The following is a 26,206-nucleotide window of genomic DNA, read 5'->3' as shown; positions in this document are numbered from 1 at the left end:
AAAGAACGCCCGCCATGCGCCTTGCCTTCATCGTCGACCCGCCCGAACAGTTCCGCATCTACAAGGACTCGACCTTCGCGATGATGGAGGCCGCCGCGAAGCGCGGCCATGCGCTGCACGTCATCCTCCAGCACGACATGGCCATCGTCGGCGGGCGGGTGGTGGCGACGGCGCGGCGCATCGAGCTGACCGGCGTGGCCCACGACAGCGAACCGCACGGCCCGCGCGCCGACTGGTTCCGCACCGTCGAGACGCTCGACATCGCGCTGGCCGACTTCGACGCGGTGGTCATGCGCAAGGACCCGCCGTTCGACATGGAATACGTCTACTCGACCTTCCTGCTCGAACGCGCCGAGGCCGAGGGTGCGCGCGTGTTCAACAAGCCGCGCGCCATCCGCGACCACAACGAGAAGCTCGCGATCGCCGAGTTTCCGCAGTACACGGCGCCGACCATCGTCACGCGCAGCCTCGACCGCGTGCGCGCCTTTCATGCCGAGCATCGCGACGTCATCCTCAAGCCGCTCGACGGCATGGGCGGCATGGGCATCTTCCGGGTGCGCGACGATGGGCTGAATCTCGGCAGCATCTTCGAGACGCTGACGCGCGACGGCGCCCGCACGATCATGGTTCAGCGCTACCTGCCCGAGATCGTCGACGGCGACAAGCGCGTGCTGCTCATCGGCGGCGAGCCGGTGCCGTTCTGCCTCGCGCGCATTCCGATGGCCGGCGAGACGCGCGGCAATCTGGCCGCCGGCGGCACCGGCGTGGCGCGTCCGCTGAGCGCGCGCGACCGCGAAATTGCCACCGGTCTCGCGCCCACGCTGTGGTCGCGCGGGCTGCTGCTCGTGGGCCTCGACGTGATCGGATCAAGCCTCACCGAGATCAACGTGACTTCGCCCACCTGCTTCCGTGAAATCATGGATCAGACCGGCTTCGACGTTGCCGGGACGATGCTCGACGCGATCGAGCGCGCCGTCGGCGGCTGAGCCGCACGGCTTGTCTGGTGCCGGCAGCGACCGGCGCCGACCCAAGGACTTTCCCAGGGCCATCCATGATCGGAATCGTTCTCGTCGCCCACGCCCCGCTCGGCGAAGCCTTTGCCAGCGCGGCGCGCCATGTGTTTGGCGAGGTGCCCCGGCTGGCCGTCATCGACGTGCTGCCCGATGCGCCGCCCGGCCCGATGATCGAACGCGTCGCGGCCAGCGTGGAAGCCGTCGGCGACGGCGATGGCGTGCTCGTGCTCACCGATCTGTTCGGCGCCACGCCCTGCAACATCGCTTCGCATGTGGCCGACAGCCAGACCAAGGTCATCTCGGGCGCCAATCTGCCGATGCTGCTGCGCGCCATCTCGTATCGGCGCGAGCCGCTTGCGGTCGTGACCGAGAAGGTCGTCACCGGCGGCACGCTCGGCATCGTGCAGGTGGGCTCGCGCGCGCCCCAGCGCCAGACCATGGTTCCCGACGGGACACGCGACTCGCTGCGCAGTTACCATCAACAGCAGCAGCAACAACAATAAGTCCGGCACCGGACGGGAGAGATTCGACATGGCGAGCGCCACCACCGTCATCCCCAACAAGCTCGGCCTGCATGCGCGTGCATCGGCCAAGTTCACGCAGACCGCCGGCAGGTTCCGCAGCGAAATCACCATCGCGCGCAACGGCCGCAGCGTGAACGGCAAGAGCATCATGGGCGTGATGATGCTGGCGGCCGGCCAGGGTACCGAGGTGCAGCTCGAAGCCAAGGGGCCCGACGAGGCCGAGGCACTGGCGGCGCTGCTGGCGCTGATCGAAGACAAGTTCGGCGAAGGCGAGTGAGGTCGGCATGAGCTTCGCGCTGTACGGCAACGGCGTGTCGCGGGGCGTGACCATCGGCCGCGTGCTGTGCATCGACGACGCGCACGACGACATTACCCACAGCCAGGTCGGCCTGCCCGAACGCGGCAGCGAATCCGAGCGGCTGCGCAGCGCCTTCGAGACGGTGCGCGAGGACTTCCAGCATCTGCGCCTGCATGTGCCGAGCAAGGCGCCCAACGAACTGCGCGCCATCCTCGAAGTGCACATGATGCTGCTCGACGATCCGGCGCTGGTCGATGCCGCCATCGGCCTGATCGAGGCGCGCGGCATGAATGCCGAGTGGGCGCTGGTCGAGACCGCCGATCTGCTCGCCGAGCAGTTCGACCGCATGGACGACCCCTATCTGCGCGAGCGCAAGCACGATGTGCTGCAAGTGGTGGCGCGGGTGCGCAAGGCGTTGGCCGGGCATCGCCGCGTCACCGCGCCGCCGCTCGACGATCTGCCGCCCATCGTCATCGCGCGCGACGTGGCGCCGGCCGACATGATCGAGTACCGCCACATGGCCGAGGGCCAGCAGCGCGCCGCCGGCTTCGTGACCGAGGCGGGCGGTCAGACCTCGCACACCGCGATCCTCGCGCGCAGCATGGGCGTGCCGGCGGTGGTCGGCGTGCGCGGCGTGCTCGATCGGCTGGTGGACGGCGACCTCATCGTCATCGATGGCGAGGCCGGCGTGATCGTGGTGCAGCCCGACCGCCAGGTGCTCGACTGGTATCGCGCCCGCGTGCTGCGCCAGTCCGACGAGAAGGCCGCGCTCGGCGCGCTGCGCTCGCGCGCCTGCGTGACGGTCGACGGCCGAACCATCGAGTTGCACGCCAACATCGAGCTGCCCGAGGACGCGATCGCCGCGATGAACGTCAACGCCTCGGGCGTCGGCCTGTTCCGCTCCGAGTTCCTGTTCCTCGACCGCGACGACCTGCCCGACGAGGAAGAGCAGTTCGACGCCTACCGGCGCGCGGTATCGGCGATGGCCGGCCGGCCGGTCACCATCCGCACCATCGACGTCGGCTCGGACAAGATGCTGCGCGTGCCCGACCGGCGCATGGAAGGCACCGAGAACCCGGCGCTCGGCCTGCGCGCCATCCGCTACAGCCTGGCCGAGCCCAAGATGTTCCGCGCCCAGCTGCGCGCCATCCTGCGCGCGGCGGTCTACGGGCCGGTGCGCATCCTGCTGCCCATGATCAGTTCGGTGCGCGAGGTCGAAGCGGCGCTGGAGCAGATCGCGCGCGCCCGCGCCGAGCTGACGCAGCGCGGCCTGCCGGTGCCCGACGACGTGCCGGTCGGCGGCATGATCGAGATTCCGGCGGCCGCCATCGCGCTGCGCGCCTTCACGCAGACGCTCGATTTCCTGTCGATCGGCACCAACGACCTGATCCAGTACACGCTGGCCATCGACCGCGCCGACGCCACCGTGGCCGACTACTACGATCCGCTGCATCCGGCGGTGCTGGCGCTCATCGCCCACACCATCGAGGAGGGCGAGCGCGCCGGCCTGAGCGTGTCGGTCTGCGGCGAGATGGCCGGCGATCCGGCGCTGGCGCCGCTGCTGCTCGGCATGGGGCTGCGCAATTTCTCGATGCATCCGGCGCAGATTCCCTATGTGAAGCAGGCGCTGCTGGCGGCCCGCCACGACGATGCGCGCCAGCTTGCGGAGGCGGTGCTGGCCGAGACCGATTCGCGGGTCATCCGCAACCTGCTGGCGGCGGCCCGACCCGCCGCCCTGCGCGCCGCCGCCTGATCCCGGGCCGCGCTTCGGAAGGCGACCATGGCATTCGATCCAGGCGCAACCGGCAGCTACATCGTTTCCGGCCTCGGCGCCGGCCCCGACGATGCCGACGTGCTGGTCGGCTTCGCGCGCGCCTTCCCCGATGTGCTGTGGGTCAAGACCGCCGATGCGCGCCGGCTGCTCTACGTGTCGCACACGGTCGAGTCGATCGCCGGCCACAGCGCCGCCGATCTGCTGTCCGGCCGCACCGACTGGCTCGACGTGGTGCATCACGAGGATCGCGGCCGGGTCGGCGCCGCCATGCTGCGCGCGCCCGAGGGCGGCTTCGACGACGAGTACCGCATCGTCACGCCCGACGGCGTGGTGCGCTGGGTGCGCGACCGCGCCTTCCCGCTGTTCGACGAGGCCGGCCGCGTCACCCGCGTGATGGGCATCTGCACCGACATCAGCGCGCACAAGGAGCGCGCGCGCAGCATGCGGGCGGTGCAGAACCGCTTCCAGGCCATGGTCGAATGGTCGGACGACATCTTCATGGTGCTCGACGCCCACGGCGTGGTGCTCTACGTGAGCGGTTCGCATGAGCGGCTGCTGGGCCTGGGCGCGACCGAGGTGGTCGGCCGGTCGCTGGCGACGCGGCTGCATCCCGACGATCTGGGGCTGGCGCGCGAACTGGCCAGCGAGCTGCTGGCCCAGCCCGGCGCGCGCAGCTCCGGCCGGCTGCGGCTGCGGCGCGGCGACGGCGGCTATGCGCTGGTTGAGGGCACGGCCAGCAACCTGCTGCGCAATCCCGACATCGGCGCGATCCTGCTCAACTTCCGCGACGTGACCGCGCGCCACGAGGCCGAGACCGCGCTCACGCGGCTCAATGCCGAGCTGGAAAGCCGCGTCGCCGCGCGCACCGCCGAGCTGGAGCGGCGCGGCATCGAGCTGAGCCTGCTGGCGGCGCGCAATGCCGCGCTGGTGGCCGCGCTGCCCGACCTGATCCTGCGCTACGGCCTCGACGGCACGCTGCGCGAGATCTCGGGCAATTTGCAGCATCTGGTCGCCGCGCCCGAGCTGCTGCTGGGCCGCAACATCCGCGACTCGGGCCTGCCGGCCGAGGTCTGGCGCGCCCAGCTCGACTGCTTCGACCGCGCCCACCAGAGCCGCGCGACCGAGGTCTGCAACTACAGCCTGGTGCTCCGGGGCGAGACGCTCGACTTCGAGGCGCGGGTGTTCCGCAGCGCCGACAGCGAGGTGGTGGCGGTGGTGCGCGACGTGACCGACCGCCGCCGCGCCGAGCGCCGCATCAGCTATCTCGCGCGCTTCGATGCGCTGACCGGGCTGGCCAACCGCGCCTCGCTGCGGGTCGAGCTGGCCGCGATGATCGATACCGCGCGGCGCGAGCAGGCCGGCGTCTGCGCGCTGTTCCTCGATCTCGACGGCTTCAAGCGCATCAACGATTCGCTCGGCCACATCGCCGGCGACGAGCTGCTGCGCACCGTGGCCAACCGGCTCAAGCGCGCGCTGCCGGCCGACAGCGCCGGCGGCAAGCTGGCGCGCGCCGGGCTGGTGGCGCCGGCGCCGGCACACGATCCACTCGGCGGCCCGCCGATCTTCGATGCGGCCGGCACGCGCCATGTGGCGGCGCGCTTCGGCGGCGACGAGTTCGTCGCCATCGCCTATCTGCCGCGCAGCGTCGCGCTCGAATCGCATGCGCGCTCGCTCGGCGCCGCGATCATGGCCGCCATCTCGCCGCCCATGACGCTCCAGCGCCGCCGCGTCGCCGTCACGCCGTCGATCGGCATCGCGCTGTTTCCGGCCCATGCGCGCGGCGCCGACGAGCTGCTGCAACGCGCCGACGGCGCCATGTATGCCGCCAAGGCCGCCGGCAAGGCCTGCGTCTGCATGACCGGCGACGCGGTGCCCGCGCCCGCCGGCCCGACCAAGCTCGACGGCTGGACGCCGCCGCCCGACAGCACGCTGCCGCCCGCCGTCACCGCGCCCAACGCGGCGCCGGCTGCAAGCGCTGCACCTGACGCCACGCCGCCCGCCGAGCCGCCCGGAGGCCGGGGCTAGAATCCGGCCCCATGTCAGCCCTGCCCGCACCGGCCCTCGACGCCGACGAAACCCTGCACAGCACGCCGCGCACCTATCGCTTCAGCGAACCGCTGCCGCTCGCCTGCGGCGCCGCGCTCGCCGATTACGAGCTGGTCGTCGAAACCTATGGCGAGCTCGACGCCAACCGCGCCAACGCCGTGCTGGTCTGCCATGCGCTCAACGCCTCGCACCATGTGGCCGGCATCGACGCCAACGGCGAACGCGGCTGGTGGGACAACATGGTCGGCCCCGGCAAGGCGGTGGACACGCGGCGCTTCTTCGTCATCGGCGTCAACAACCTCGGCTCCTGCTTCGGCTCGACCGGGCCGCGCAGCCTCAACCCCGCCACCGGCAAGCCCTATGGCGCCGACTTCCCGCTGGTCACGGTCGAGGACTGGGTCGATGCCCAGGCCCGCCTGCTCGACGCGATGGGCATCGAGAAGCTGGCGGTGGTGATGGGCGGCTCGCTCGGCGGCATGCAGGCGCTGAGCTGGTCGATCCGCTATCCGCAGCGGGTGGCGCACTGTGCCGTCATCGCCAGCACGCCGCGCCTGAGCGCGCAGAACATCGCCTTCAACGACGTGGCGCGCACCGCCATCCTGTCCGACCCCGACTTCCACGGCGGCAACTACTACGCCCACGGCGTGGTGCCGGCGCGCGGCCTGCGGGTGGCGCGGATGATCGGCCACATCACTTACCTGAGCGACGACAGCCTGGCCGAAAAATTTGGTCGCGAGCTGCGCGCGCTGGCCAGCGGCGCGCCGGCCGACGGCTATGGCTACAGCTTCGGCGTCGAGTTCGAGATCGAGAGCTATCTGCGCTACCAGGGCGAGAAGTTCAGCCGCTACTTCGACGCCAACACCTATCTGCTCATCACCAAGGCGCTCGACTACTTCGATCCGGCCGGCCGCCACGGCGGCGATCTGGCGGCAGCGCTGGCGCCGGCGCGCGCGAGCTTTCTGGTGGCCAGCTTCACCACCGACTGGCGCTTCTCGCCGCAGCGCAGCCGCGAGATCGTGCAGGCGCTGGTCGCCAACGGCCGCGCCGTCAGCTATGCAGAGATCGACGCGCCGCACGGCCACGACGCCTTCCTGCTCGAAGACCCGCGCTATCACCTGGTGGTGCGCAACTGGTTCGAGGTGATCGCCGATGCCATCGCCGACGCCGCCCGCGCCCGGCCGCCAGCGCCCGCCACCGTCGACCTGCGCGGGCTGGCCGTATGAACCGCAATCCCAAGCTCGCCGGAGCCGCCGCATGAAGCCCGCGCTCCGCCCGCTGCGCACCGACCTCGCCTTCATCGCCGACTGGATCGCGCCCGGTTCGCGCGTGCTCGACCTGGGCTGCGGCGACGGCACGCTGCTCGCGCATCTGCAACTCGAACGCGGCTGCACCGGCTACGGCGTGGACCGCGACGACGCCAAGGTCGCCGCCTGCGTGCGCAACGGCGTCAACGTCATCCAGCTCAACCTCAACCACGGGCTCGGCCTGTTCGGCGACGACAGCTTCGACACCGTGGTGCAGCTGCAAAGCCTGCAAGCCATCGTGCAGGTGGAAAAGAACCTCCGCGAGATCGGCCGCGTGGGCCGCGAGGCGATCATCAGCTTTCCCAATTTCGGCCACTGGCGGCATCGCACGGCGCTGGCGCTGGGCCGCATGCCGGTGAGCGAAAGCCTGCCCTACGAGTGGTACGACACGCCCAATCTGCGCTGCGCGACCATCCGCGACTTTGAAGTGCTGGCGCGCAAGACCGGCTTCGAGATCCTCGATTGCGTGGCGCTCAACCACGGCAAGCCGGTGCGGCGGCTGCCCAATCTGCTCGGCACCATCGCGGTGTTCAGGTTGCGCAAGGCGGGCTGAGCCGCGCCCGCGCCGACAGCCGCACGGCCACGAGGCCGACAGCCGCCGGCGTGCGCCGGGTCGAGCATGGAAGCTCCCGCCCCGCAGGAGACCGTCGCCATGAAGGCCCACACGCCCAACATCCCGCCCATTCCGGAGACCGAGCCGGAAACCCCGCCCGACCAGCCGCCGCCAATCCAGGAGCCGCCGGTGCCCGGCGATCTGCCACCGGTGACCGACCCGCCCGCCAGCCCGCCGCTCGGCTGAGCCGGTCGCGGCGGCCGGTGCCGTTCGTCGCCCGGCGCGTTGCACTCGCCGCCGCGCGTGACGGCATCGTGCGCGTCGAAAGGCGGGGCAAGGGATAACGCAGGCTCAAGTGCGGCGCGCACGACCGGGCCCGTTGCCCGGCGCAACCGATTTTCAAGAGCTTTCCGATGACCCTCCGCAAGCACAAGACCGGCGCAGTCTGGTCCGCGATCACTCTCGGCCTGACCCTCGGCGGCGGGCTGGCCGGCTGCGGTGGCGGCGGCTCGAACGGCGTCTGGGTCGACAGCAGCGGCAAGCCGGTGACGTCCACGCCCACGCCGGCCACGCCCAGCCCCACGCCCGCCGGCACCGTGCCCGACTACTACCTGCCGGCAGTGACCAGCGCCAACACCGCCACCGTCGCCGCGCTGGTCGGCGTCAATCCGCTGGCCACCGATGCGCCGGCCTTCAGCGCCAGCCTCAGTGACCTGCAGGGCGCGCCCGGCAGCGTGCATACCGTCGCCGCCTACAGCCTCGATCCGACCAGCTCGGTCTACGGCTACCTCGGCGAGTCGCGCGCCTATTTCGTCAACGCCGGGCGCATCTACCGCGCCGACCTGCGCGGCAGCGCCAGCCAGTCGCCGGTGCAGCTGTCGCGCGTGACCGACGCCTGCTATGTCGAGCACCAGTACCGCGGCACGGCGGCCGGCCTCGACAACTGGATCGGCGTGGTGCAGGCCGGCGCCGACGGCAACTGCGCCACCAGCGCCGACAACCTGTTTGCCGTGGTCCGCGACAGCTACAGCGCCACCGTCGCGCCGAGCTATTTCCCGACCGGCACCATGCATGTCGAGTCGGTCACCGACGGCACCGGCAAGGCGCTGGGCTTCGTCGATCTGGTGTCGGGCAGCTTCAAGTACTACAACTGGTCGTCCCAGCTGATCGGCGATGTGGACGGCGGCAGCGGCGGCGGCTTCTGGGGCTTTTCGTGGCTCGGCGAGCTGGCCGGGCAGAACCTCGTCTATCTGCTGGTCAACGGCAATACCACCTCGGTGCGCGCCTTGAGCTACACGGCGACCGGCGCCAGCCTCGGCGCCAGCGTCTACAACTTTGCCAGCGGCAAGCATCCGGAGAGCCTGCCGCATCTGGGCGGCAGCGATTACGCCTGGTTTGCCGACGGCGCCAAGCTGCTGCGGCTGCGCAGCGGCGCCAATGCGGCGGCCGTGGCCACGCTGAGCGGCGGCGGCAGCATCGTCGACCTGGGCGCGACCAGCAAATACATCGTGCTGCGCTACCGCGCCACCGACGGCAGCGACACGGTGTGGTCGCTGCCCAAGGCCGGCGGCAAGCTGGTGCAGCTCGATCTGCCCTGGACTGCCGCCAACGGCGGCAGCGATCCGCGCGCGCTCGACGCGGTCGGCGACACCCTCATCGCCACGCGCAAGCTGGCCTCGGGCCTGAGCGACGTGGTCGCGATCGAGGCCGACGGCAGCAATCCGCGCACGCTGGCCGCTGGCGTGGTGCCGGCCGGCGTGCTGCGGCCGCTTGCCGCCAGCCCGCTCGACACGCCGATCGACGGCCCCGGCTATGGCGTGAACGAGCGCTTCCGCGCTCCGGCCGCGCCCGATGTCGCGCATTCGCTCGGCGGCCAGCTCGGCGCCGTGCTGTTCTGCCAGCCGGCCGCCGGCCGTACCGATTGCGCCGGCGCCGCGCTCACCCAGCTCGACCCGGCCAGCGCCGTCAGCACCGCGCTCGGCACGCTGCCGACCGTGACCGGCGGCACGCTGGCGGTGAGCGCCGCCGGCAGCGTCGGCCAGCCGTTCACGCTGGTGGGCCTGCGCGCCAGCGGCGCCGCCACGCTGCGCGACGTGTACCTCGCCACCGGCGGCAGCGCCGGCTCGCTCAAGGTCGTCAAGCAGAACTGAGGCGGCCGCCGGCCCGGGCTGCCCGGGTCGGCGCGCGCGCGGCAAAGCCCCCACGCCGGCCCGGCCTATCATCGCCGGGCCTCCTCTCAAGCCGCCCGCCATGCCTGCCACCGCCACGCCCGCCGTCGATCCCAACGGCTACGACGAAGTTCCCTACAACAGTCAGGCCTTCGTCCAGACCCATCCCGACCGGCTCGCCACGCTCGCGCGGGTGTTCGGCCTCAACCCGCCCGAGCTGGCGCGCTGCCGCGTGCTGGAGCTGGGTTGCGCCGCCGGCGGCAATCTCATCCCGATGGCGGTCGCGCTGCCGGAGGCGCAGTTCGTCGGCGTGGATTTGTCGCTGCGCCAGGTGGAGGAGGGGCAGGCCGCGATCCGCGCGCTCGGCCTTGCCAATGTGCGCATTGAGCACGCATCGATCATGGACATCGACGCCGGCTGGGGCGAGTTCGACTACCTGATCTGCCACGGCGTGTTCAGCTGGATTCCGCTCGAGGTGCAGGACAAGGTGCTCGACCTCGCGGCGCGCAGCCTCGGCCCCGAGGGCATCGCCTACATCAGCTACAACACCTTCCCGGGCTGGCATCTGCGCGGCAGCGTGCGCCACCTGCTCGGCTATACCGGCGATGCCGGCGCCACGCCGGCCGAGCGCGTCGCCGCCGCGCGCGCCACCCTCGCGCTGATGCTCGACGCGGTGCCGGCCGACGGCAGCCCCCACGCGCGCCAGCTCCACGCCGAGCTCGACCAGCTCAACCGCGCCGCCGACTGGTATCTGTTCCACGAGCATCTGGAGCCGAACAACGCGCCGATGTACTTCCACCAGTTCGTCGAGCGCGCCGCCGCGCACGGCCTGCAATACCTGGCCGAGGCCGACTTCCAGACCATGCTGCCCACGGGCATCGCGCCGGAGATCGTCGCGCGGCTGCAAGAGGCCAGCCCCGACATCGTCGCCTTCGAGCAGAAGCTCGACTTCATCCGCAACCGCCATTTCCGCCAGACGCTGCTGTGCAAGGCCGCGCTCGCGCCGCAGCGCGGACTGTCGCCGGCGGTGCTGCCGGGGCTGTGGATCGCCTCGGCCGCCACCGCCGATGCGGAAGGCGAGGGCCCTGACCTGCGCCCGGGCGTGCCGGCCAGCTTCTCGCTGCGCCAGGGCGCGCAGGTGCTCAGGCAGGGCGCCAGCCAGAACCCGCTGACCAAGGCCGCGCTGGCGCTGCTGGCCGAACGCTGGCCGCTCGGCTGGCGCTTCGACGAGCTGGCCGCCGCCGCCGGCGCGCGCGTGGCGCAATGGGTTCCGCCCGCGCTCGCGCCGGTGCATGCGCGGCTGCTGATGCAGGAGCTGCTGCAATGCTTCGTCTCGGGGCTGATCGAGCTGCGCAGCTGGCAGCCGCCCTGCGCCACCGAAATCGCCGCCAAGCCCGTGGCCAGCGCCTGGGCCCGGCATGAGGCGCAGACGCTCGACCTCGTGACCAATCTGCGCCACGAGGTCATCAAGCTGGTGCCGTTCAGCCGCGCGCTGCTGCTGCTGCTCGACGGCACGCGCAGCCGGGCCCAGCTCGTCGATGCGCTCGACGCCGACGTGGCCGCCGGCCGGCTCGCGCTGCCGCAAACCGCCGAGACGCCCGCCGACGCCAGACTGCGCCGCGCCCACGTCGCCGCCTGGGTCGACGACAGCCTCGGGCGGCTCGCGGGTTATTCGCTGCTGGCGGGCTGAACGCGGCGGGCGGCTACGGAAAGCGCAGCCACCGGCCGTTAAGCGTGGCGTGCGCCGTCGCTCCCTGATGCGCGCCAACCGTCCCCGGCCCCGTCATGCCCCTCAAGCCCTTCGCCGCGCTGCTCGCCGCCTTCACCTGGACCAGCCTCGTGTTCCAGCTGGTGCTGGCGCTCGATTACAGCTTTGGCCTCGGTCGCACGCTGGTGGCGGCGCTCGGCGTGTATTTCGGCTACTTCACCATCCTGACCAATCTGCTGGTGGCGCTGGCGTGCAGCTTTGCCGCGCTGGCGCCGGTCTCGCGCGCCGGGCGCTGGCTGCTGCGGCCGCGCGTGTCGGGCGGCATCGCGGCCGGCATCGTGCTGGTCGGGCTCGGCCATCACTTTCTGCTGCGCCAGCTGTCGGCCCAGGACGGGCCGCAATGGCTGGCCGATGAACTGCTGCACTACGTGACGCCGCCGGCCTATCTGCTGTGGTGGTGGCTGGCCGCGCGCAGCCAGCCGCTGGCCTGGGCCGACGCGGCGATGTGGTGCGTCTATCCGGTCGGCTATTTCGTGCTGACGCTGCTGCGCGGCGCGATCACCGGGCTGTATCCGTATCCCTTCATCGAGCTGCCGGCGCTCGGCACCGAACGCACGCTGCTCAATGCCGGCGTGCTGCTCGGCGTGTTTGCCGCCACCGGCTATGCGCTGGTCGCGCTCGATCGCCTGGCGCGTCGCGCCACCAGCCGGGCGCGCGCCACGTCATAGCCCCAGTGGTAGACGTAGGCGTAGGGCATGAAGAACAGCACCATGCCCACCTCCAGCGCAAACGCCTCGCTCAGGCCGACGCCCAGCCACCACATCGCCAGCGGCAGCGTGGCGGCAAACAGCCCGGCCTCGAACAGCACCGCATGCAGCACCCGCAGCGGCACCGTCTTGGCCCGGCCGGCCCGGCGCAAGGCCCGGTCGAATATGGTGTTGAAGCCCACGTTCCACAGCATCGCGATCACGCAATTGGCCAGCGTGAGCACACCCATCTGCATCAGCGGCGTGCCCATCGCCCAGGCAAACAGCGGCGTGGCGATGAGGATGGCCAGGGCTTCGAAGCCGAGCGCCTGAAGCACGCGCTCGGTGGTGGATTTGTGCAATGACATGACGTTCTTCGGCAGAGGCAGGCGCGCGACTGTTCCACGTTGGGGGCGCCACGGACAAATTGGCCCTGTTACTGGCGACCCGGCGTGGTTTGGCGCACCAATGGCGCGCCGCGTTGCGTCGCAGCACGCGACTTTTTACCGCTCGGGCAAGCAGCGCGCGACATGGCTGCCATGCCGCGCCGCGATGATCGTCCTGCGCCGCAGCAGCCGGCGTGGCCGGCCCGACCGGCACATCCACCAAACCTGTCAGCGGCCCCGCAGCGGGCCAGGAGGGGCGTCAACATGATCGGCATCGATCCCAAGGTCGAACAGCTGTCCAAGTACAACGTCGTGGCCGGCGAAAGCTCGGTCTCGGGGCTGTCCTCGGGCGCGTTCATGACCGTGCAGTTGCATCTGGCCCATTCGGCGCGCTTTTGCGGCGCCGGCGTGATTGCCGGCGGCCCCTACCGCTGCTCCGAATCCTTCCCCAAGGCCGCCTTCACGCCCGACGACGCGCGCACCCAGAACGCGCTCTACATCTGCATGAGCCCGCTGGTGCCGTCGGTGGGGCCCGATGCCGAGCATTCGCTGCGCCTGGCGCGCAACACCGCCGCCGAGGGCCTGATCGATCCGCTCGCCAACATTGCCGACGACCGCGTCTATGTCTTCACCGGCAGCAAGGACACGGTCGTGGCCTCGTCGGTCGTGGCCCAGACCCGCCGGCTGTACGAGCTGCTCGGCGTGACCGGCGAGCGCCTGCGCTACATCGACCATGTGCCGGCCGGCCATTCGATCATCACCACCAATCCCGAGGACGTGCCGCTCGGCCTGAACCAGCCGCCCTACATCAACCGCGGCGACTTCATCCAGTCGCACGACGTGCTCAACCACATCTATCCCTGGCTCAAGCCGGCGTCGGAGCGGCTCACCGGCAAGCTGATCCGCTTCGACCAGAGCGAGTTCTTCGGGCTGGCCGGCCCGAGCATGAGCAGCTTCGGCTATGCCTACATCCCGGCGGCGGTGGCGGCCGGCGCCCAGGCCCGGGTGCACATCGCGCTGCACGGCTGCAAGCAGGGCTACAACTACACCAACTACGTCAACGGCCGCGCCGACGTGCAGAACATGCCGCCCTACGGCAACCGCTACATCACCACCACCGGCTACAACGAAATCGCCGACGCCAACGACATCATCGTTCTCTACCCGCAGGCCGAAGGGCTCGACGACGTCAACACGCTCAACCCCGAAGGCTGCTGGGACTGGTGGGGCTATACCGGCGGCGACTACTTCAGCAAGAACGCCTACCAGATCGCCGCCATCGCGCGGATGCTCGAACGCCTTGGCGGCTGACCGCCGCGCCCCCTCAGGAGAAGCCCATGCCGCATGACAATCCCCCGCCCTCCCTGCAAGCCGAGCTGGAAGGCACGCTGCCGTCGCCCGCGCGGCGCGCCTACAAGTTCGCCCAGATGCTCGGCCAGGTCGGCGCGCGCAGCTTCCAGAACGGCGTGATGAGCGCCAGCGTGCTGCCCTTCCACGCCGACCGCGGCACCTGGGCCGAGCTGCTCCAGATGCAGACCGCCATCGCCGGCCGGCTGCAAGACCAGCAGCGGCTGTGGCTCGAAGGCTGCTCGGCGCTCGCCGCCGAGTACGAGCAGCTCCAGCAGGCCAAGACGCTCTCCAAGTTCGTGCTCCAGGAATACAACGTGTTCTCGCAGTTCGGCGCGCTGGTCGCGGCCCAGGCCGCGAGCTATGCCGAGCTGATCGAGAACGTGCAGGTCAACTACGCCTACTGGGCCGAGCAGCGGCTGTCGGCGGCGGGGCGCGTCGATGGCGTGGAGGACGACGCGGCCGTCGCACCCCAGCCCGCGCCGGGCATCGAGCCCGCGGTGGGCGTGATCGGCAAGTCGGCCGCGCATGTGGAGCCGCTGCCGGCGGTGGGCGCCGCGACGATCGGTGCGCCGTCGGAGGAGGGCGCGGCGTCGGCGCCGGCCGTGGCGGATGCGGGCGCGGTATCGGCGGAGGCCGTTGCCGCCGCGCCGAAGCGGGCGGCACGGGCGCGCAAGCCGCGCTGAACACGGCCGCGCGCCATGACGGCGGCGCGGAACGCGAAAGGCGGTCAGCCGGGGTTGCCCGGGGCCGCCTTTTTTTCATCCCCGGCGGGCGGATGGGCGGCGAGCCAGGATTCGATGCAGTTGCGGCAAAGGCAGGCCTTGCCGCGCAGCTCGGGCGGGAGGGTGGCGAGCAGCGCGGGCGGGACGGGCAGGGCGCGGCACCAGCAGTTGGCGAAGTCGGAAATGCCGCAGCGATTGGGCTGGTGGCAGAGCGGGCAGGTGGTGGGGCTGGCGTCTGACATGAAGCGTGTTCCTCGCGGTGCGTGACCGGCTTGTGCCGTGGCGTGTTGTTGGCGGTCAGGTCGGGGAGTCGTGCTCTCCGTCGACAAGCCGCGCCATCGCCTCGCCCGCCGCGCCGGTCTCGGCGCGCAGGCCGGCCGCCACGCCCGCGCGATCTTCCGCCGGCCGGTTCTGGCTCAGCTTGAACTTGCCCGTCAGCCGCTCGACCGTCAGCTCGATGCCGACGACGGCCGCGAGCATCTTCTCCAGGTAGTCGGCCGGCGCGTCGCCGAGCGCCCACGGACGCGGGCGCGCCGCCTCGTGGTCGGCCGTCAGTCCGGCGAGGAAGTCGCGCAGCCAGCCGGCGTCATCGATAGCGCGCAGCCGCCCGTGCGCATGCGCGACCGCGTAGTTCCACGTCGGCACCGCGCGGTGGTGCGCATGCTTGGACGGATACCAGTCCGGCGACACATAGGCCGACGGCCCGTGGAAGACGGCGAGCGCGCGCGGCGCGTCGGCGAGCCGGCGCCAGAGCGGATTGGCGCGCGCGACATGGCCGCGCAGCAGCGCCGGGCCGTCGGGCGGCAGGTGCAGGTGGAGCGGGATGTGGTCGGCGTCGGGCGCGTCGGCGGCGGCGAGGATGACGGTCGCGAGCGGGTGGGCGCGGATGAGCGCGTGCAGGGCGTCGGGGGAGGGGGCGGCGAAGTGGGCGGGGAGGTACATGGCGGCGGCGGGCGGCGCCGCGCGGGCGGCGCGGCGTGATGCGAGTAGCGCCCGACCATCATCCCCCTGCGCCGGTCGAAAGCCAGTCTTCGACCTTCAGTCCCGGCACCCGTTCGAACTCGCGGGTGTTGTGGGTGACGAGCGTCAGTCCGAGCGCGCGGGCATGCGCGGCGATGAGCAGGTCGTTCAGGCCGATCGGCTGACCGAGCCGTTGCAGCGTCGCGCGGATGTCGCCGTAATGCTCGTCGGCCGGGGCGTCGAATGGCAGCACATCGATGCTCGCCAGCAGACCCTCGACGCGTTCGCGCAGGCGCGCGGACACGCCCTTGCTGAGTCCGTATCGCAGTTCGGCCGCGACGACGATGCTCGTGCAGGCGGTCAGCGGCAGCGCGGCGCAAAGCCGGTCGCGGACCACACCGTGCGGATCGCGGGTGAGAGCCGAGAGGATGTTGGTGTCGAGCAGGAAGGCGTGACCATCGCTCACAGCACGTCCTCGTCGGCGGCGGGCGTGTCCTCGATCTCGGGCAGGGACTCGTCGAGCGGTTCGGCCGCGTCGAGAAAGGCAAGCAGGCGATTGCCGGTTTGCAGCGGCTCGATGATCAGCTTCGAGCCTTCGCGCCGCATGAGCGCCTGAGTGCCCGACAGTTCGAACTCGCGCGGAATGCGAATGGCTTGGTTGCGTCCATTGCGGAAGATGGAAACGGTGCGTTCTTCGAGCGTCATGATGCGACCTGTCGTGGATGTGGCATATGCAGCAGCATATGCCGTGATGAGCGTTGCGGTCTATTCAATCCGGCGAAGAACACCAATCCCTGCCTGAGCGACATGGCCGACGCGGAATGGGCAGCCTTGCAGCCCCTGCTCCCGGCGGTCGGGCGCACGGGCCGCAAGCGCCGGATGGATCTTCGCGAAGTCATCAACGCCTTGCGCTATCTCGTGCGCTCGGGCTGCGGCTGGCGAATGCTGCCGCACGATTTCGGCCCCTGGCAGACGATCTACTGGTGGTTCCGGCAACTACTGCGGCGCTTCCTGTTCGCGACGCTGCACGAAGTTGTCCTCATGATCGACCGACAGGCCAACGGGCGCGACTGGCCCACGGCGGGCGTGCTCGACAGCCAGAGCGTCAAGGCGCCGCACGCAGGCAAACAGGGCTACGACGCCAACAAGAAAATCGTCGGTCGCAAGCGCCATATCGCCGTCGATAGCGACGGACGCCTGCTGATGGTCAATCTCACGCCCGCCGACATTGCCGACAGCACCGGTGCGATTGCCGTGCTCGATGCCCTCAAGAAGCGCTGGCCCGGCATCAAGCATTTCTTCGCCGATGGGGCGTATGACCGCACCGCGCTGATGAACAAGGCGGCAATGCTTGATTTCGTCGTTGAAGTCGTGCGCCGCCGCGAAGGCCAGATCGGCTTCGAAGTGCTGCCGCGCCGCTGGGTGGTCGAGCGCACCTTCGGCTGGATGGCGCATTGGCGCCGCCTCGTGCGCGATTACGAGCGCCGCATCGATACCGCCGAGGCGATGATTCAGATCGCCATAAGCAGCATGCTCATGCGGCGCATTTGCTTTTGAGGGGCATTTTCAAACAGGCTATTAATCTTCTGCAAGCCTGCTACCAATTGATTTAATTGGCTGAAGTACGATGCAAGGGGTGTGAAGATGCTCCTCCAAACGTACATAGAAGTACCTGTGCAACAGTAGGGTCCTGTGAAATGTTGGGAATTTCAAATCGTCTACTAATTGCCTCGGCGTATTTGTGGCCGTCGACGTTTATCACTGTCCTGATGTTGTTAGGGTGTCGTGAAATTTGTTCTTTGCCTTTTCCCAACGCTCGATTAACTGCGGGTGCCGTGTGTCTTGTGGGTATTCAGTGAGTCTGGCATCAATGAGTTTTTCGCAGAGCTTGAACTCCTCTGTATACAGATCAATGCGGTTTTCGCGTTCATTCGTCACCGACGATTTTGCAATCTTGATGAGTGCGTTGACTACTTCAATGCAGCGAGATGCGTTCGTCAAACGCACATCTTGAGTGCGCCAAAATTTCTCGAGCTGCCCTCTCGCTATACGTATTTCATCTAGACGGGTCAATCCATCATCAATAATGACTGACCAAATTTGGTCATGCACATCGAAGCGGACATTTTGATATTTTGTGCTTGTTTCTCCACGGGTTGTCTTAACTGCTTCGTGTATAAGTTCGCTGGCTCGTATGAGTGTCGATAATTTGTCAGCGGGGGAGGTTCCGATGCCACTGTTAGTGGCTTTTGTGAAAAGTGCGGCTGCATTTTTCATGAGCCACTCATGGTTGTGCCCAATTTCTCGGGTCAGTGCCATTTCTGCAGCTTCGATTGCGCCAGGATAATGGCCGCTTTGCATTTCTGCGTCAAACCATGTGTCAAATGTTGTTGGGCGATTGCATCCGATTTGAATTGCATCTCTTGCGAGTCGGCGAGCTTCCTCATGTCTCGGTGGTTGTATTTGCATGAATAATTCTGCCTTTACTCCCTTCAGATCCCCGTTTTTGGGGCGGAGCTTAATTGCATCCGTGAGTGTTGCAATCGCGTCCATGTGCTTGTGTTGGCGCACTTGCGCTTGTGCTTGTGTAATTGCAAGTCGGGATACATCATCTCTTCCTTTGCCATGCTTAAGGGGTTGGCTTAAGTCCTTTATTCTTAACTCTATCTTCTTGTGGTCGGTTGCTAAGAGTTGGGCGCTGTTCTTGACTAAGCGGATGGTGTTTGACGGAACGATAAAGTTTGGTGTGTCGCCGATCGGATCGCCACTAACTAAATGGAGGGTGCTTAACTCCTGAATGGCTTGTTCAACTTTTTCAAGGCTGCATTCGGTTATTTCCGAAAGATTTGGTACGGACGCTCTTCCTACTAAGGCGGCGGCGAGCAATATTCTCTTCGCCTCTGGCGAGAGTTGTTGAATTTCTCGATCTAGTGCGGCTCGGCGTGCACCTTCTCCCCCTTCCTTTTTCCATCGGTTAAGCGCTTCTTCAAATGATGAGAAGCGAAATAGACGGCAGAGTGATTCCGTATATAACGGGCTGCCTTCGGTGGTCGAATGTAATTCTCTCAACTGCTTGCTCGAAAGTTCTTTCCTAAGAATTCCTCGCAAGAAAAGGCTGTCAACGTACTGTGCATATTCATCTCCAGTCGTTGGGCTGGAGAATCCGTGTAGGCGGATAGTGGTATCTGGTGAGTAAGTTTGATCGTGGCGATTTGTGAGTAGTATTTTTGACTGCATCGCTCCAAGCATAAGACCTATTTCGCTGGCTTGCTTTTGTTCTTCTGTTGTCAACGAGTCAATGTCATCGAGAATGAATAGTGATGGGTATTGAGTGAGTCCGCTCTTTATTATTCGCTTCAAATCTCGATCGGAGATTTCTTTGAGCGGAGTGGTAAGTGGCTCTGGTAGGTTTTCTGCAATTGACTCTAGTAGTTCTCTATAGCTCGCGAAGTCTGCGTTTGCTAGATCTGTATAGCTGTCTTTGCTGCCGTCAAATTGTCTCTGCTTTGCGGTTAGCCAAACAATTTGCTCGAATGGCGATTTGATGAGCTTTGATGTTTGAACAGCAAATTCGTACGCAAGGCTGGACTTTCCAAGTCCGCCTTCGCCGGTAAGTAGTTTGATGCTGCTCAAGTCATCTCCTAGCCAGTTCCAAAGTTGATTTAAGGGGTCTGCTCGTCCAATGAAATTTGGGCAGATGATATTCTTGTCTGGGAGTTTTGTTTGAATGCGCCTGGTTGCGAGTATGCCGTATCGAAACGGCGTGCCGTTGATTCTGAAGGGTGAAGGCCGTTCCCCTGCGAGATCGAATATCTCATGACCCTTTGCTTCGATGCACTCGTCGCGACTTCGATGGTAAATCTGCTTCTTTGTAAAAGTGTCCTTGGGGCCATCTTTAATAAAGGCAACTGGTAGTTGGCTTGTTCGTCTTGGAATGTGTAAAACGCTTACTGTTGATTCTTGGTCGCTGGTGTTCTTGCATGTATGTTGAGCCATGGTTACAGCGATGCGCTCATCTAGATATGACTTGCAGAGGGCTTTAACTTTTTCTATGTTTGGTGCGGTGTGCTGTTTTGACGTGACGGCGAATACTGTCTCGCTCTCGACTTCAGTAACGCCGTATATTAGGTAGCCGCCATAGGAATTGTAAAAGCTGGCGATCTTTTTGATAAGCTTTGCGTAGCTTTTATCATCCTCTTCGAAATTTTCTTTGTAGTCCAGTATTTCACATTCGATTGGGGCACAGAATCCTTCCTTGATGAGTAAGAGAGGTATGCGATCGGATATATCACCTGAGTCGAGAAGTTCGTTGAGTTGTGACTTGATGTCAGTTACTTTCCAGTTCATATAGTTTCTCCTTAAAGCCTCACCCACGTCGTCTTAACTTCCATGTACTTCTCAAACGCATGGAGCGACTTGTCCCTACCGTTGCCACTTTGCTTGAACCCGCCAAACGGCACCGTGATGTCATCCTCATCATAGGAATTGACATGCACCGTCCCAGCCCTGAGCGCCCGCGCAATCCGATGCGCCTTCGAAATATCCCGCGTCCAGATCGCCGCATGCAGGCCATAGGGCGTGTCGTTCGCCTGCCGAACCGCCTCGTTCACATCATCAAAACTGATGACACTCAGCACCGGCCCGAAAATCTCCTCGCGCGCAATCTTCATGTCGTTGCGCACGCCGGCAAAAATGGTCGGTCGCACGTAATAGCCGCCCGATTCCAGTCGCGCCTGTTCGCCGCCGGCAATCAGCGCCGCGCCTTCGGCCTTGCCGGCCTCGATATAGCCGAGCACCGAGCGCATTTGAATGTCGTCCACCAGCGCGCCCATGGTCGTGCTCATGTCGAGCGGGTCGGCGGGTTCGTAGCGCGGAATCAGCTTGAGTGCGCGTTCCAGAAAGTCGTCGCGAATGCTGCTTTCGACAAATAGCCGGCTCGGCGCATTGCAGCTTTCGCCCTGGTTGTAAAAGATCGAGCCGATCGAGGCTTCCACCGCCGCGTCGATATCGGCCACATCGGCGCAGACGATATTGGGTGACTTTCCGCCCAATTCGGTCCAGGCGCGCTTGAGATTGCTGCGGCCCGAGCATTCGACGATTCGCTTGCCGATGCGCGTGCTGCCGGTAAAGCCGATGCAATCCACGTCCATGTGCATGGCCAGCGCTTCGCCGGCTTCGTGGCCGTAGCCGGGCAGCACGTTGAACACGCCGGGCGGAATGCCGGCTTCGAGCGCCAGTTCGGCCATGCGCAGCGCGCTCAGCGGGCTCTTTTCGCTGGGCTTGAGGATCACGCTGTTGCCGGCCGCCAGCGCCGGCGCGATCTTCCAGCTGGTCATGAGCATCGGGTAGTTCCACGGCACGATGGCCGCGACCACGCCGATCGGCTCGTGGGTGATGAGGGCGAGCGCGTCGTCGCCGGTGGGCGCGATTTCGCCGTAGAGCTTGTCGATGGCTTCGCCGTACCAGCGGATGCAGTTCTGCGCGCCCATCACGTCGGCGCTGCGGGCGTTGCGCAGCGGCTTGCCCATGTCGAGGGTTTCGGTCAGCGCCAGCGCGTCGCGCTCGCGGACCATCAGGTCGGCGAAGCGGATCAGCGTTTCCTTGCGCTTGCGCGGCGCGAGGCCGGCCCAGCGCCGGTCGTCGAAGGCGCGGCGCGCGGCGACGACGGCGCGGTCCACGTCCTGCGCATCGCAGCGCGCGACTTGCGCGATGACCTGCCCGTCCACCGGCGAGATGCAGTCGAAGCGGGCGCCGCTGGCGGCGTCGACGCGCTGGCCGTCGATGAAGGCACGGCCGTCGAAGGTGGGGCGGGCTTGGGTCATGGCGGTGTTCCGATCAGAAGCTGATGACGCTGGACAGGCCGAGCAGATGGTTGTCCTTGCCGTAGCTGCCGTCGCGGGTGTCGATGAAGACGGGCAGGTTGGCGCGGTCGTAGCGGTATTCGAGCTTGAAGCGCACGTTGTCGCTGAACAGGTAGCCGAGGCCGAAGCTCGCGGCCCAGCGGTTGGCGCCCTTGTCGCCATTGCTGGCGGCCCACACGCCGGTCGTGCTGTCGAAGGTCATGCCGGGACCGAAGCCGTTGCGGCCGTCGGCGATGACGGTGGCGTTGCCGGTGCAGGTGCCGTCGGCGTCGAGCGGCACATCGCAGCCGCTGGCGGGCAGGGCGCCGATGGTGCCGCCGCCGTTGCGCCGGTTGTTCAGGTAGTCGAAGCGCGCCAGCCCTTCCCAGGCGGGCGTGAGCTGGTAGGACGCGAACAGCGACGCGCCCCACCACTGCGCCTGGCGGCCGTTGAAGGCGTTGTGCTGCCATTCGCCGGCGCCGATCTGGCCCTTCAGGTCAAGGTCGCCGCGCGTGTAGAAGCCGTCGACCTCGAACATGTTCAGGCCCTGGCCGTTCACGCGGCCGTGCTGGCCGGCAAAGCCGAAGCCGGTGAACTCGCTGATCTCGCGGTCGACGCGGTAGGTGAACACCGGCGACTTGGTGTTGGACGGATTGCGCGCCGAGTTGAAGTTGGCGACCAGCGCCTTGGCGGTCCACTTGCCCACGGCGTATTGCAGGCCGGCGCCGGTGTAGTAGGTGGGCGCGGCAAAGTCGAACAGCAGGTTGTGGGTGATGAACTTGTTGTCGATCGGCAGGAAGGCTTCGTAGCCGCTCCAGTCGGGGATGGCGCCGGCAAGCAGGCTCAGGTCGTTGCCGAGCGGAATGCTGGCCGAGGCTTCATGAACGATGGAGCCGAGGTTGAAGCCCGAGCTGGTGCTCTTGTGCGGCACCAGCGTCAGCCGGAAGGCCGTGCCGTCGTCGAGTTCCTTCTGGAAGTCGAGGCCGGCCATGCCGAAGTAGGAGTTGTCGTAGGTGTAGTTGCTGTTGGCGTCGCGGGCGTCGAAGTTGTTGAGGAAGACGAAGCTGCCCGAGTTGGTGTTGCGGTTGTAGATGTAGGTCGGGTCGATGAAGCCGCTGACCTTCAGGCCCTTGAAGCCCGAGTCGGTGCTGGCGTCTTCCATCGCCTCGGTCTTGAGCGCGATGCGGTTGAACTCGACCGGATCGACCTTGGGCGCGGCCTGCTGCGCCTCGATCTGCGTCTTCTGCTCCGACACCTGCTTTTCGAGCTGTTCCAGCCGGCTCTTCAGCGCCTGGATTTCCTTGATGAGATCGCTGCTGCTCTGGGCTTGCGCGGGCAATCCGGCGCAGGCCAGCGGCAGCGCGACGGCGCCGATGCGCAGCGCGCGGACGACGGGGTTGAGTCGGGACATCGTTGCACTCCTTGGATGGGTGTTCTGCTTGTGGCGGCGCCGGTCAGCCGGCGTTGCGATAGGCAGCAGCCTGCTCGGCCGCACGTTTTTTCTCTTGCCGGGCCAGCCACAGGCTGCCGGCGATGACGCCCACGCTCACGACCGCCACCATCAGCGTGGCGACGGCGTTGACGGTGGGATTGAGCCCCAGCCGCGCGCGCGAAAAGATGACGATGGGCAGCGTGGTGGCGCCCGGCCCCGAGAGGAAGGCCGAGATCACCACATCGTCGAGCGAGATGGTGAAGGTGAGCAGCCAGGCCGACAGCAGCGACTGCGCGATGGCCGGCAGCGTGATGAGGCCGAACACCTGATAGGGCCGGCAGCCGAGGTCCATCGCCGCTTCTTCCAGCGACTTGTCCAGCTCGAGCAGGCGCGATTGCATGACCACCGTGGCATAGGCCATGCCCAGCAGCGTGTGGCCGAACCAGATGGTGAGCATGCCGCGCTCGGGCCAGCCGAAGGCGCGCTGCGCCGACACCAGCATGAGCAGCAGCGACAGGCCCACGATCACCTCGGGCATGACCAGCGGCGCGCTGAGCATGCCGCTGAATGCCGTGCGGCCCGGGAAGCGCCGGTACTTCACCAGCGCAAACGCCGCGAGCGTGCCGAGCAGGATCGACGCGGTCGCGGTCATCAGCGCGATGCGCAGCGACAGCCAGAAGCCGCCGATCAGCTCGGTGTCGTTGGCCAGCTCCGCATACCAGTGGGTGCTGAAGCCGCCCCACACCGAGGCCATCTTGGAAGCGTTGAAGCTGAAGACGACCAGGGTGACGATGGGCAGGTAGAGAAAGGCGTAGCCGCCCGTGAGCCACAGGTTGCCGAAGCGGCGGCCGCGTTCGCTGGCGCTGCTCATTTGCCCGCTCCTTCGGCCTGGGCCTGGTAGTGGTTGAACACCGCGATCGGCACGATGATGAGCAGGATCATCAGCACCGCCACGGCCGAGGCCATGGCCCAGTCGTTGTTGCTGAAGAACTCGTCCCACAGCACGCGGCCGATCATGAGCGTCTCGGGTCCGCCGAGCAGTTCGGGGATGACGAACTCGCCGATGCACGGGATGAACACCAGCATCGCGCCGGCGATGATCCCGGCGCGCGACAGCGGCACGGTGATGAGCCAGAACGCGCGGAACGGCGTGGTGCCGAGGTCGGCGGCGGCCTCCAGCAGCCGCAGGTCCATCTTGGACAGGTTGGCGTAGAGCGGCAGGATCATGAACGGCACATAGGCGTAGACCATGCCGACCACCAGCGAGAACGGCGTATGCATCATGTGGATCGGCTCGTGGATCATGCCGAGGCCCGTCAGGATGTTGTTGAATACGCCGTTGTCGTCGAGCAGGCCCTTCCAGGCGTAGATGCGCAGCAGGAACGAGGTCCAGAACGGCAGCATCACCAGCATCAGCAGCGCGGGCCGGCGCGAGGCCGGCGAGCGCGCCATGAAGTACGAGAACGGATAGCCGATGAACAGGCAGATGACCGTGGTGATGGCGGCGTACTTGATCGACGACAGATAGGCCGCGAAGTACAGCTCGTCGGTGCCGATGAACAGGTAGTTGGACAGCTTGATGCGCAGCTGGGCCACGCCGTCCTCATAGCCGAACAGCGGCATGAAGTTGATGCCGTCCGAATCGGACACGCTGATCTTCAGCACGATGAGGAAGGGCACGGCAAAGAACGCGATCAGCCACGCGAACGGAATGCCGATGACGGTGCGGCTGCCGAGCGCGGCGGCAATGCGCGCGACGCGGCCCGGCGCGGGCGACGAGTTGGGGAGGGCGCTCATGGCGGTCAGCTGGTGAGCACCACAAGCGCCTCGGCCGCCCAGCTGGCCCAGAGCTTGTCGCCGATGGCGAAGTACTCGCCGTGGCGGTCGGTATTGGCGACGCTCACCTTCACCTTGAGGCCGCCCGGGAAGGCCAGCACATAGAGCGTGAAGCTGCCGAAGTAGGCATAGTCGGCGACCGTGACCTGGGCGGCGTTGAACTCGGTGCTGGCCGGCGTCTCGCGTGCGAGCGCGATCTTCTCGGGCCGCAGCGCCACGGTGACCGGCATGCCTTCGGTGCCGGTGATGCCGTGGCTCACGTAGAAGCGGCATTGCGGCGTGTCGATGACGACATGGTCGGGCTCGTCGACCGTGAGGCTGCCGTCGAACAGGTTGACGTTGCCGATGAAGTCGGCGACGAAGCGGTTGGCCGGCGTCTCGTAGATCTCGTGCGGCGCGCCCACTTGCAGAAAGCTGCCGGCGCTCATGATCGCGATGCGGTCGGCCATGGTCATGGCCTCTTCCTGGTCGTGCGTGACCATCACGCAGGTCACGCCGACCTGCTTGATGATGTTGACCAGCTCCAGCTGGGTCTGCTCGCGCAGCTTCTTGTCGAGCGCGCCGAGCGGCTCGTCGAGCAGCAGCACGCGCGGCTTCTTGGCCAGGCTGCGCACCAGCGCCACGCGCTGCTGCTGCCCGCCCGAAAGCTGATGCGGCTTGCGCCTGGCGAACTTGCCGAGCTGCACCAGCGCCAGCATCTCGTCGACGCGCTGGGCGATCTCGGCCTTGGGCAGGCCGTCGCGGCGCAGGCCGAAGGCGATGTTTTCCCACACCGTCAGGTGCGGGAACAGCGCATAGCTCTGGAACATCATGTTGATCGGCCGCTCGTAGGGCGGCTCGGTCGAGATGTCGCGGTTCTCCAGCAGGATGTGGCCGCTGGTCGGCGTCTCGAAGCCGGCGAGCATGCGCAGCAGCGTGCTCTTGCCGCAGCCCGAGGAGCCGAGCAGCGCAAAGATTTCACCCTTGCGGATCGACAGCGAAACATCGTCGACCGCGGCCACGTCGTCGAAGCGCTTGGTCAGGTGATCGATGCGCAGGAAATGCTCGTCGCCCGGCTTGCTGGCGGGCGGCGTGGCGAGGACGGCAGCCATCGGTCAGCGCCCCGTCTTGAAGCTGGTGTAAAGCCGCGTGACGGTGCGGCGCACGTCGTTGTTGACCGCGTCGGGCGCCACCATCTTTGCCTTGTCCTCGTCGCTGAGGAAGACGGTCTTGTTGCTCGCCACATTGGCCGCCACGAACTTGAGCGATTCCTTGTTCGGGTTGGCGTAGAACACCTTGTTGGTCAGGCCGGCATCGACCTCGGGCCGCAGGATGTAGTTGATCCACTTGTAGGCGTTGTCGACGTTCTCGGCGTCGGCCGGAATCGCCATCACGTCGAAGAACAGCACCGCGCCGGTCTTGGGGATGAGTGCCTCGATCTTCTGGCCGTTGTTCGCGTCGATGGCGCGCTGGCGCGCGATGTTGATGTCGCCCGAGAAGCCCATCGACAGACAAAGCGAGCCGCCGGCCAGATCGTTGATGTAGCCCGACGACGAGAACAGCGTGA

The 26,206-nt window shown here is 66.9% G+C and carries 26 protein-coding genes; 14 read left to right on the top strand and 12 right to left on the bottom strand.

What is annotated here, in order from left to right:
- Nucleotides 1–14 precede the first annotated feature (14 nt).
- The 11 genes from gshB (at nucleotide 15) to B9P64_RS16140 (ending at nucleotide 12,116) form a co-directional block, all read left to right on the top strand.
- Nucleotides 15–986, top strand: coding sequence for a glutathione synthase (gshB, locus tag B9P64_RS16190; protein ID WP_085317061.1), 972 nt, complete (start codon nucleotides 15–17; stop codon nucleotides 984–986).
- 65 nt (nucleotides 987–1,051) lie between these two features.
- Nucleotides 1,052–1,516 carry a PTS sugar transporter subunit IIA gene (locus B9P64_RS16185; RefSeq protein WP_085317060.1) on the top strand — a complete coding sequence of 155 codons (465 nt, stop codon included), beginning with the start codon at nucleotides 1,052–1,054 and terminating at the stop codon, nucleotides 1,514–1,516.
- Between the two features lie 28 nt (nucleotides 1,517–1,544).
- Entirely contained in the window at nucleotides 1,545–1,814 is a 270-nt protein-coding gene (locus tag B9P64_RS16180) for an HPr family phosphocarrier protein (RefSeq protein WP_085317059.1), read from the top strand.
- 7 nt (nucleotides 1,815–1,821) lie between these two features.
- Entirely contained in the window at nucleotides 1,822–3,588 is a 1,767-nt protein-coding gene (gene ptsP / locus B9P64_RS16175) for a phosphoenolpyruvate--protein phosphotransferase (protein ID WP_085317058.1), read from the top strand.
- A 27-nt stretch (nucleotides 3,589–3,615) separates the two neighbouring features.
- Nucleotides 3,616–5,634 (top strand): sensor domain-containing protein, encoded by a 2,019-nt coding sequence (locus B9P64_RS16170; protein ID WP_085317057.1) that lies wholly within the window; start codon nucleotides 3,616–3,618, stop codon nucleotides 5,632–5,634.
- A gap of 11 nt (nucleotides 5,635–5,645) precedes the next feature.
- A complete protein-coding gene (gene metX, locus B9P64_RS16165) occupies nucleotides 5,646–6,878 on the top strand; it encodes a homoserine O-succinyltransferase MetX (RefSeq protein ID WP_085317056.1) in 1,233 nt (410 codons plus the stop codon).
- A 31-nt stretch (nucleotides 6,879–6,909) separates the two neighbouring features.
- Entirely contained in the window at nucleotides 6,910–7,512 is a 603-nt protein-coding gene (metW, locus tag B9P64_RS16160) for a methionine biosynthesis protein MetW (protein ID WP_085317055.1), read from the top strand.
- A 66-nt stretch (nucleotides 7,513–7,578) separates the two neighbouring features.
- Nucleotides 7,579–7,758: a hypothetical protein gene (locus B9P64_RS16155; protein ID WP_085317054.1), complete on the top strand. Its 180-nt coding sequence runs from the start codon at nucleotides 7,579–7,581 to the stop codon at nucleotides 7,756–7,758.
- Nucleotides 7,759–7,925: 167 nt separating this feature from the next.
- Nucleotides 7,926–9,662: a hypothetical protein gene (locus B9P64_RS16150; protein ID WP_085317053.1), complete on the top strand. Its 1,737-nt coding sequence runs from the start codon at nucleotides 7,926–7,928 to the stop codon at nucleotides 9,660–9,662.
- Nucleotides 9,663–9,762: 100 nt separating this feature from the next.
- On the top strand, nucleotides 9,763–11,370 hold the full coding sequence (locus B9P64_RS16145) for a class I SAM-dependent methyltransferase (RefSeq protein ID WP_085317052.1): 1,608 nt from the start codon (nucleotides 9,763–9,765) through the stop codon (nucleotides 11,368–11,370).
- A 95-nt stretch (nucleotides 11,371–11,465) separates the two neighbouring features.
- The gene (locus tag B9P64_RS16140) at nucleotides 11,466–12,116 is read left to right on the top strand and encodes a Pr6Pr family membrane protein (RefSeq protein WP_085317051.1); all 651 of its coding nucleotides are present in this window, start codon (nucleotides 11,466–11,468) and stop codon (nucleotides 12,114–12,116) included.
- Here the strand turns inward: B9P64_RS16140 and B9P64_RS16135 are convergent.
- On the bottom strand, nucleotides 12,050–12,502 hold the full coding sequence (locus B9P64_RS16135) for a PACE efflux transporter (protein ID WP_085317050.1): 453 nt from the start codon (nucleotides 12,500–12,502) through the stop codon (nucleotides 12,050–12,052). The genes B9P64_RS16140 and B9P64_RS16135 overlap by 67 nt on opposite strands.
- A 282-nt stretch (nucleotides 12,503–12,784) precedes the next feature.
- On the opposite strand from B9P64_RS16135, the gene B9P64_RS16130 reads away from it, so the two are divergent.
- Nucleotides 12,785–13,831 (top strand): extracellular catalytic domain type 2 short-chain-length polyhydroxyalkanoate depolymerase, encoded by a 1,047-nt coding sequence (locus B9P64_RS16130; protein ID WP_176256856.1) that lies wholly within the window; start codon nucleotides 12,785–12,787, stop codon nucleotides 13,829–13,831.
- Between the two features lie 26 nt (nucleotides 13,832–13,857).
- The gene (locus tag B9P64_RS16125; protein ID WP_085317049.1) at nucleotides 13,858–14,553 is read left to right on the top strand and encodes a hypothetical protein; all 696 of its coding nucleotides are present in this window, start codon (nucleotides 13,858–13,860) and stop codon (nucleotides 14,551–14,553) included.
- Between the two features lie 44 nt (nucleotides 14,554–14,597).
- On the opposite strand, the gene B9P64_RS16120 is transcribed toward B9P64_RS16125, so the two are convergent.
- Genes B9P64_RS16120 through B9P64_RS16105 form a run of 4 tightly spaced genes read right to left on the bottom strand, consistent with a single transcriptional unit; the run spans nucleotide 14,598 to nucleotide 16,257 of the window.
- Entirely contained in the window at nucleotides 14,598–14,834 is a 237-nt protein-coding gene (locus B9P64_RS16120; RefSeq protein ID WP_084545094.1) for a cysteine-rich CWC family protein, read from the bottom strand.
- 55 nt (nucleotides 14,835–14,889) lie between these two features.
- Nucleotides 14,890–15,534, bottom strand: a complete 645-nt coding sequence (locus B9P64_RS16115; RefSeq protein ID WP_028311867.1) for an FMN-binding negative transcriptional regulator — start codon at nucleotides 15,532–15,534, stop codon at nucleotides 14,890–14,892.
- 58 nt (nucleotides 15,535–15,592) lie between these two features.
- Complete coding sequence (locus B9P64_RS16110) at nucleotides 15,593–16,018, bottom strand: type II toxin-antitoxin system VapC family toxin (protein ID WP_028311866.1); 426 nt, start codon at nucleotides 16,016–16,018, stop codon at nucleotides 15,593–15,595.
- Complete coding sequence (locus B9P64_RS16105; RefSeq protein WP_028312148.1) at nucleotides 16,015–16,257, bottom strand: antitoxin; 243 nt, start codon at nucleotides 16,255–16,257, stop codon at nucleotides 16,015–16,017. The genes B9P64_RS16110 and B9P64_RS16105 overlap by 4 nt, the downstream gene beginning before the upstream one ends.
- A 36-nt stretch (nucleotides 16,258–16,293) precedes the next feature.
- Here B9P64_RS16105 and B9P64_RS16100 point away from each other — a divergent pair, with 36 nt between their 5' ends.
- Nucleotides 16,294–17,109 (top strand): IS5 family transposase, encoded by an 816-nt coding sequence (locus B9P64_RS16100; RefSeq protein ID WP_084545162.1) that lies wholly within the window; start codon nucleotides 16,294–16,296, stop codon nucleotides 17,107–17,109.
- Between the two features lie 201 nt (nucleotides 17,110–17,310).
- Here the strand turns inward: B9P64_RS16100 and B9P64_RS16095 are convergent, their stop codons facing one another.
- The 7 genes from B9P64_RS16095 to B9P64_RS16065 all read right to left on the bottom strand — a co-directional run.
- Entirely contained in the window at nucleotides 17,311–19,899 is a 2,589-nt protein-coding gene (locus B9P64_RS16095; protein WP_139826343.1) for an RNA-binding domain-containing protein, read from the bottom strand.
- 11 nt (nucleotides 19,900–19,910) lie between these two features.
- On the bottom strand, nucleotides 19,911–21,374 hold the full coding sequence (locus tag B9P64_RS16090) for an aldehyde dehydrogenase (protein WP_085317048.1): 1,464 nt from the start codon (nucleotides 21,372–21,374) through the stop codon (nucleotides 19,911–19,913).
- A gap of 13 nt (nucleotides 21,375–21,387) precedes the next feature.
- Nucleotides 21,388–22,803 (bottom strand): DUF3138 family protein, encoded by a 1,416-nt coding sequence (locus tag B9P64_RS16085; protein ID WP_085317047.1) that lies wholly within the window; start codon nucleotides 22,801–22,803, stop codon nucleotides 21,388–21,390.
- Between the two features lie 43 nt (nucleotides 22,804–22,846).
- The gene (locus B9P64_RS16080) at nucleotides 22,847–23,695 is read right to left on the bottom strand and encodes an ABC transporter permease subunit (RefSeq protein ID WP_085317046.1); all 849 of its coding nucleotides are present in this window, start codon (nucleotides 23,693–23,695) and stop codon (nucleotides 22,847–22,849) included.
- Nucleotides 23,692–24,621 (bottom strand): ABC transporter permease subunit, encoded by a 930-nt coding sequence (locus tag B9P64_RS16075; RefSeq protein ID WP_085317045.1) that lies wholly within the window; start codon nucleotides 24,619–24,621, stop codon nucleotides 23,692–23,694. The genes B9P64_RS16080 and B9P64_RS16075 overlap by 4 nt, the downstream gene beginning before the upstream one ends.
- A gap of 5 nt (nucleotides 24,622–24,626) precedes the next feature.
- Entirely contained in the window at nucleotides 24,627–25,751 is a 1,125-nt protein-coding gene (locus B9P64_RS16070; protein ID WP_085317044.1) for an ABC transporter ATP-binding protein, read from the bottom strand.
- A gap of 3 nt (nucleotides 25,752–25,754) precedes the next feature.
- Nucleotides 25,755–26,206: extracellular solute-binding protein (locus B9P64_RS16065; RefSeq protein ID WP_139826342.1), on the bottom strand; the 452-nt coding region annotated here is incomplete at its 5' end.

It is taken from the genome of Derxia lacustris (assembly GCF_002105195.1).
In the GTDB taxonomy this organism is placed as follows: domain Bacteria; phylum Pseudomonadota; class Gammaproteobacteria; order Burkholderiales; family Burkholderiaceae_E; genus Derxia; species Derxia lacustris.
The sequence above is the reverse complement of the archived record's forward strand: the minus strand, read 5'-3'. Positions and strand labels throughout refer to the sequence as shown.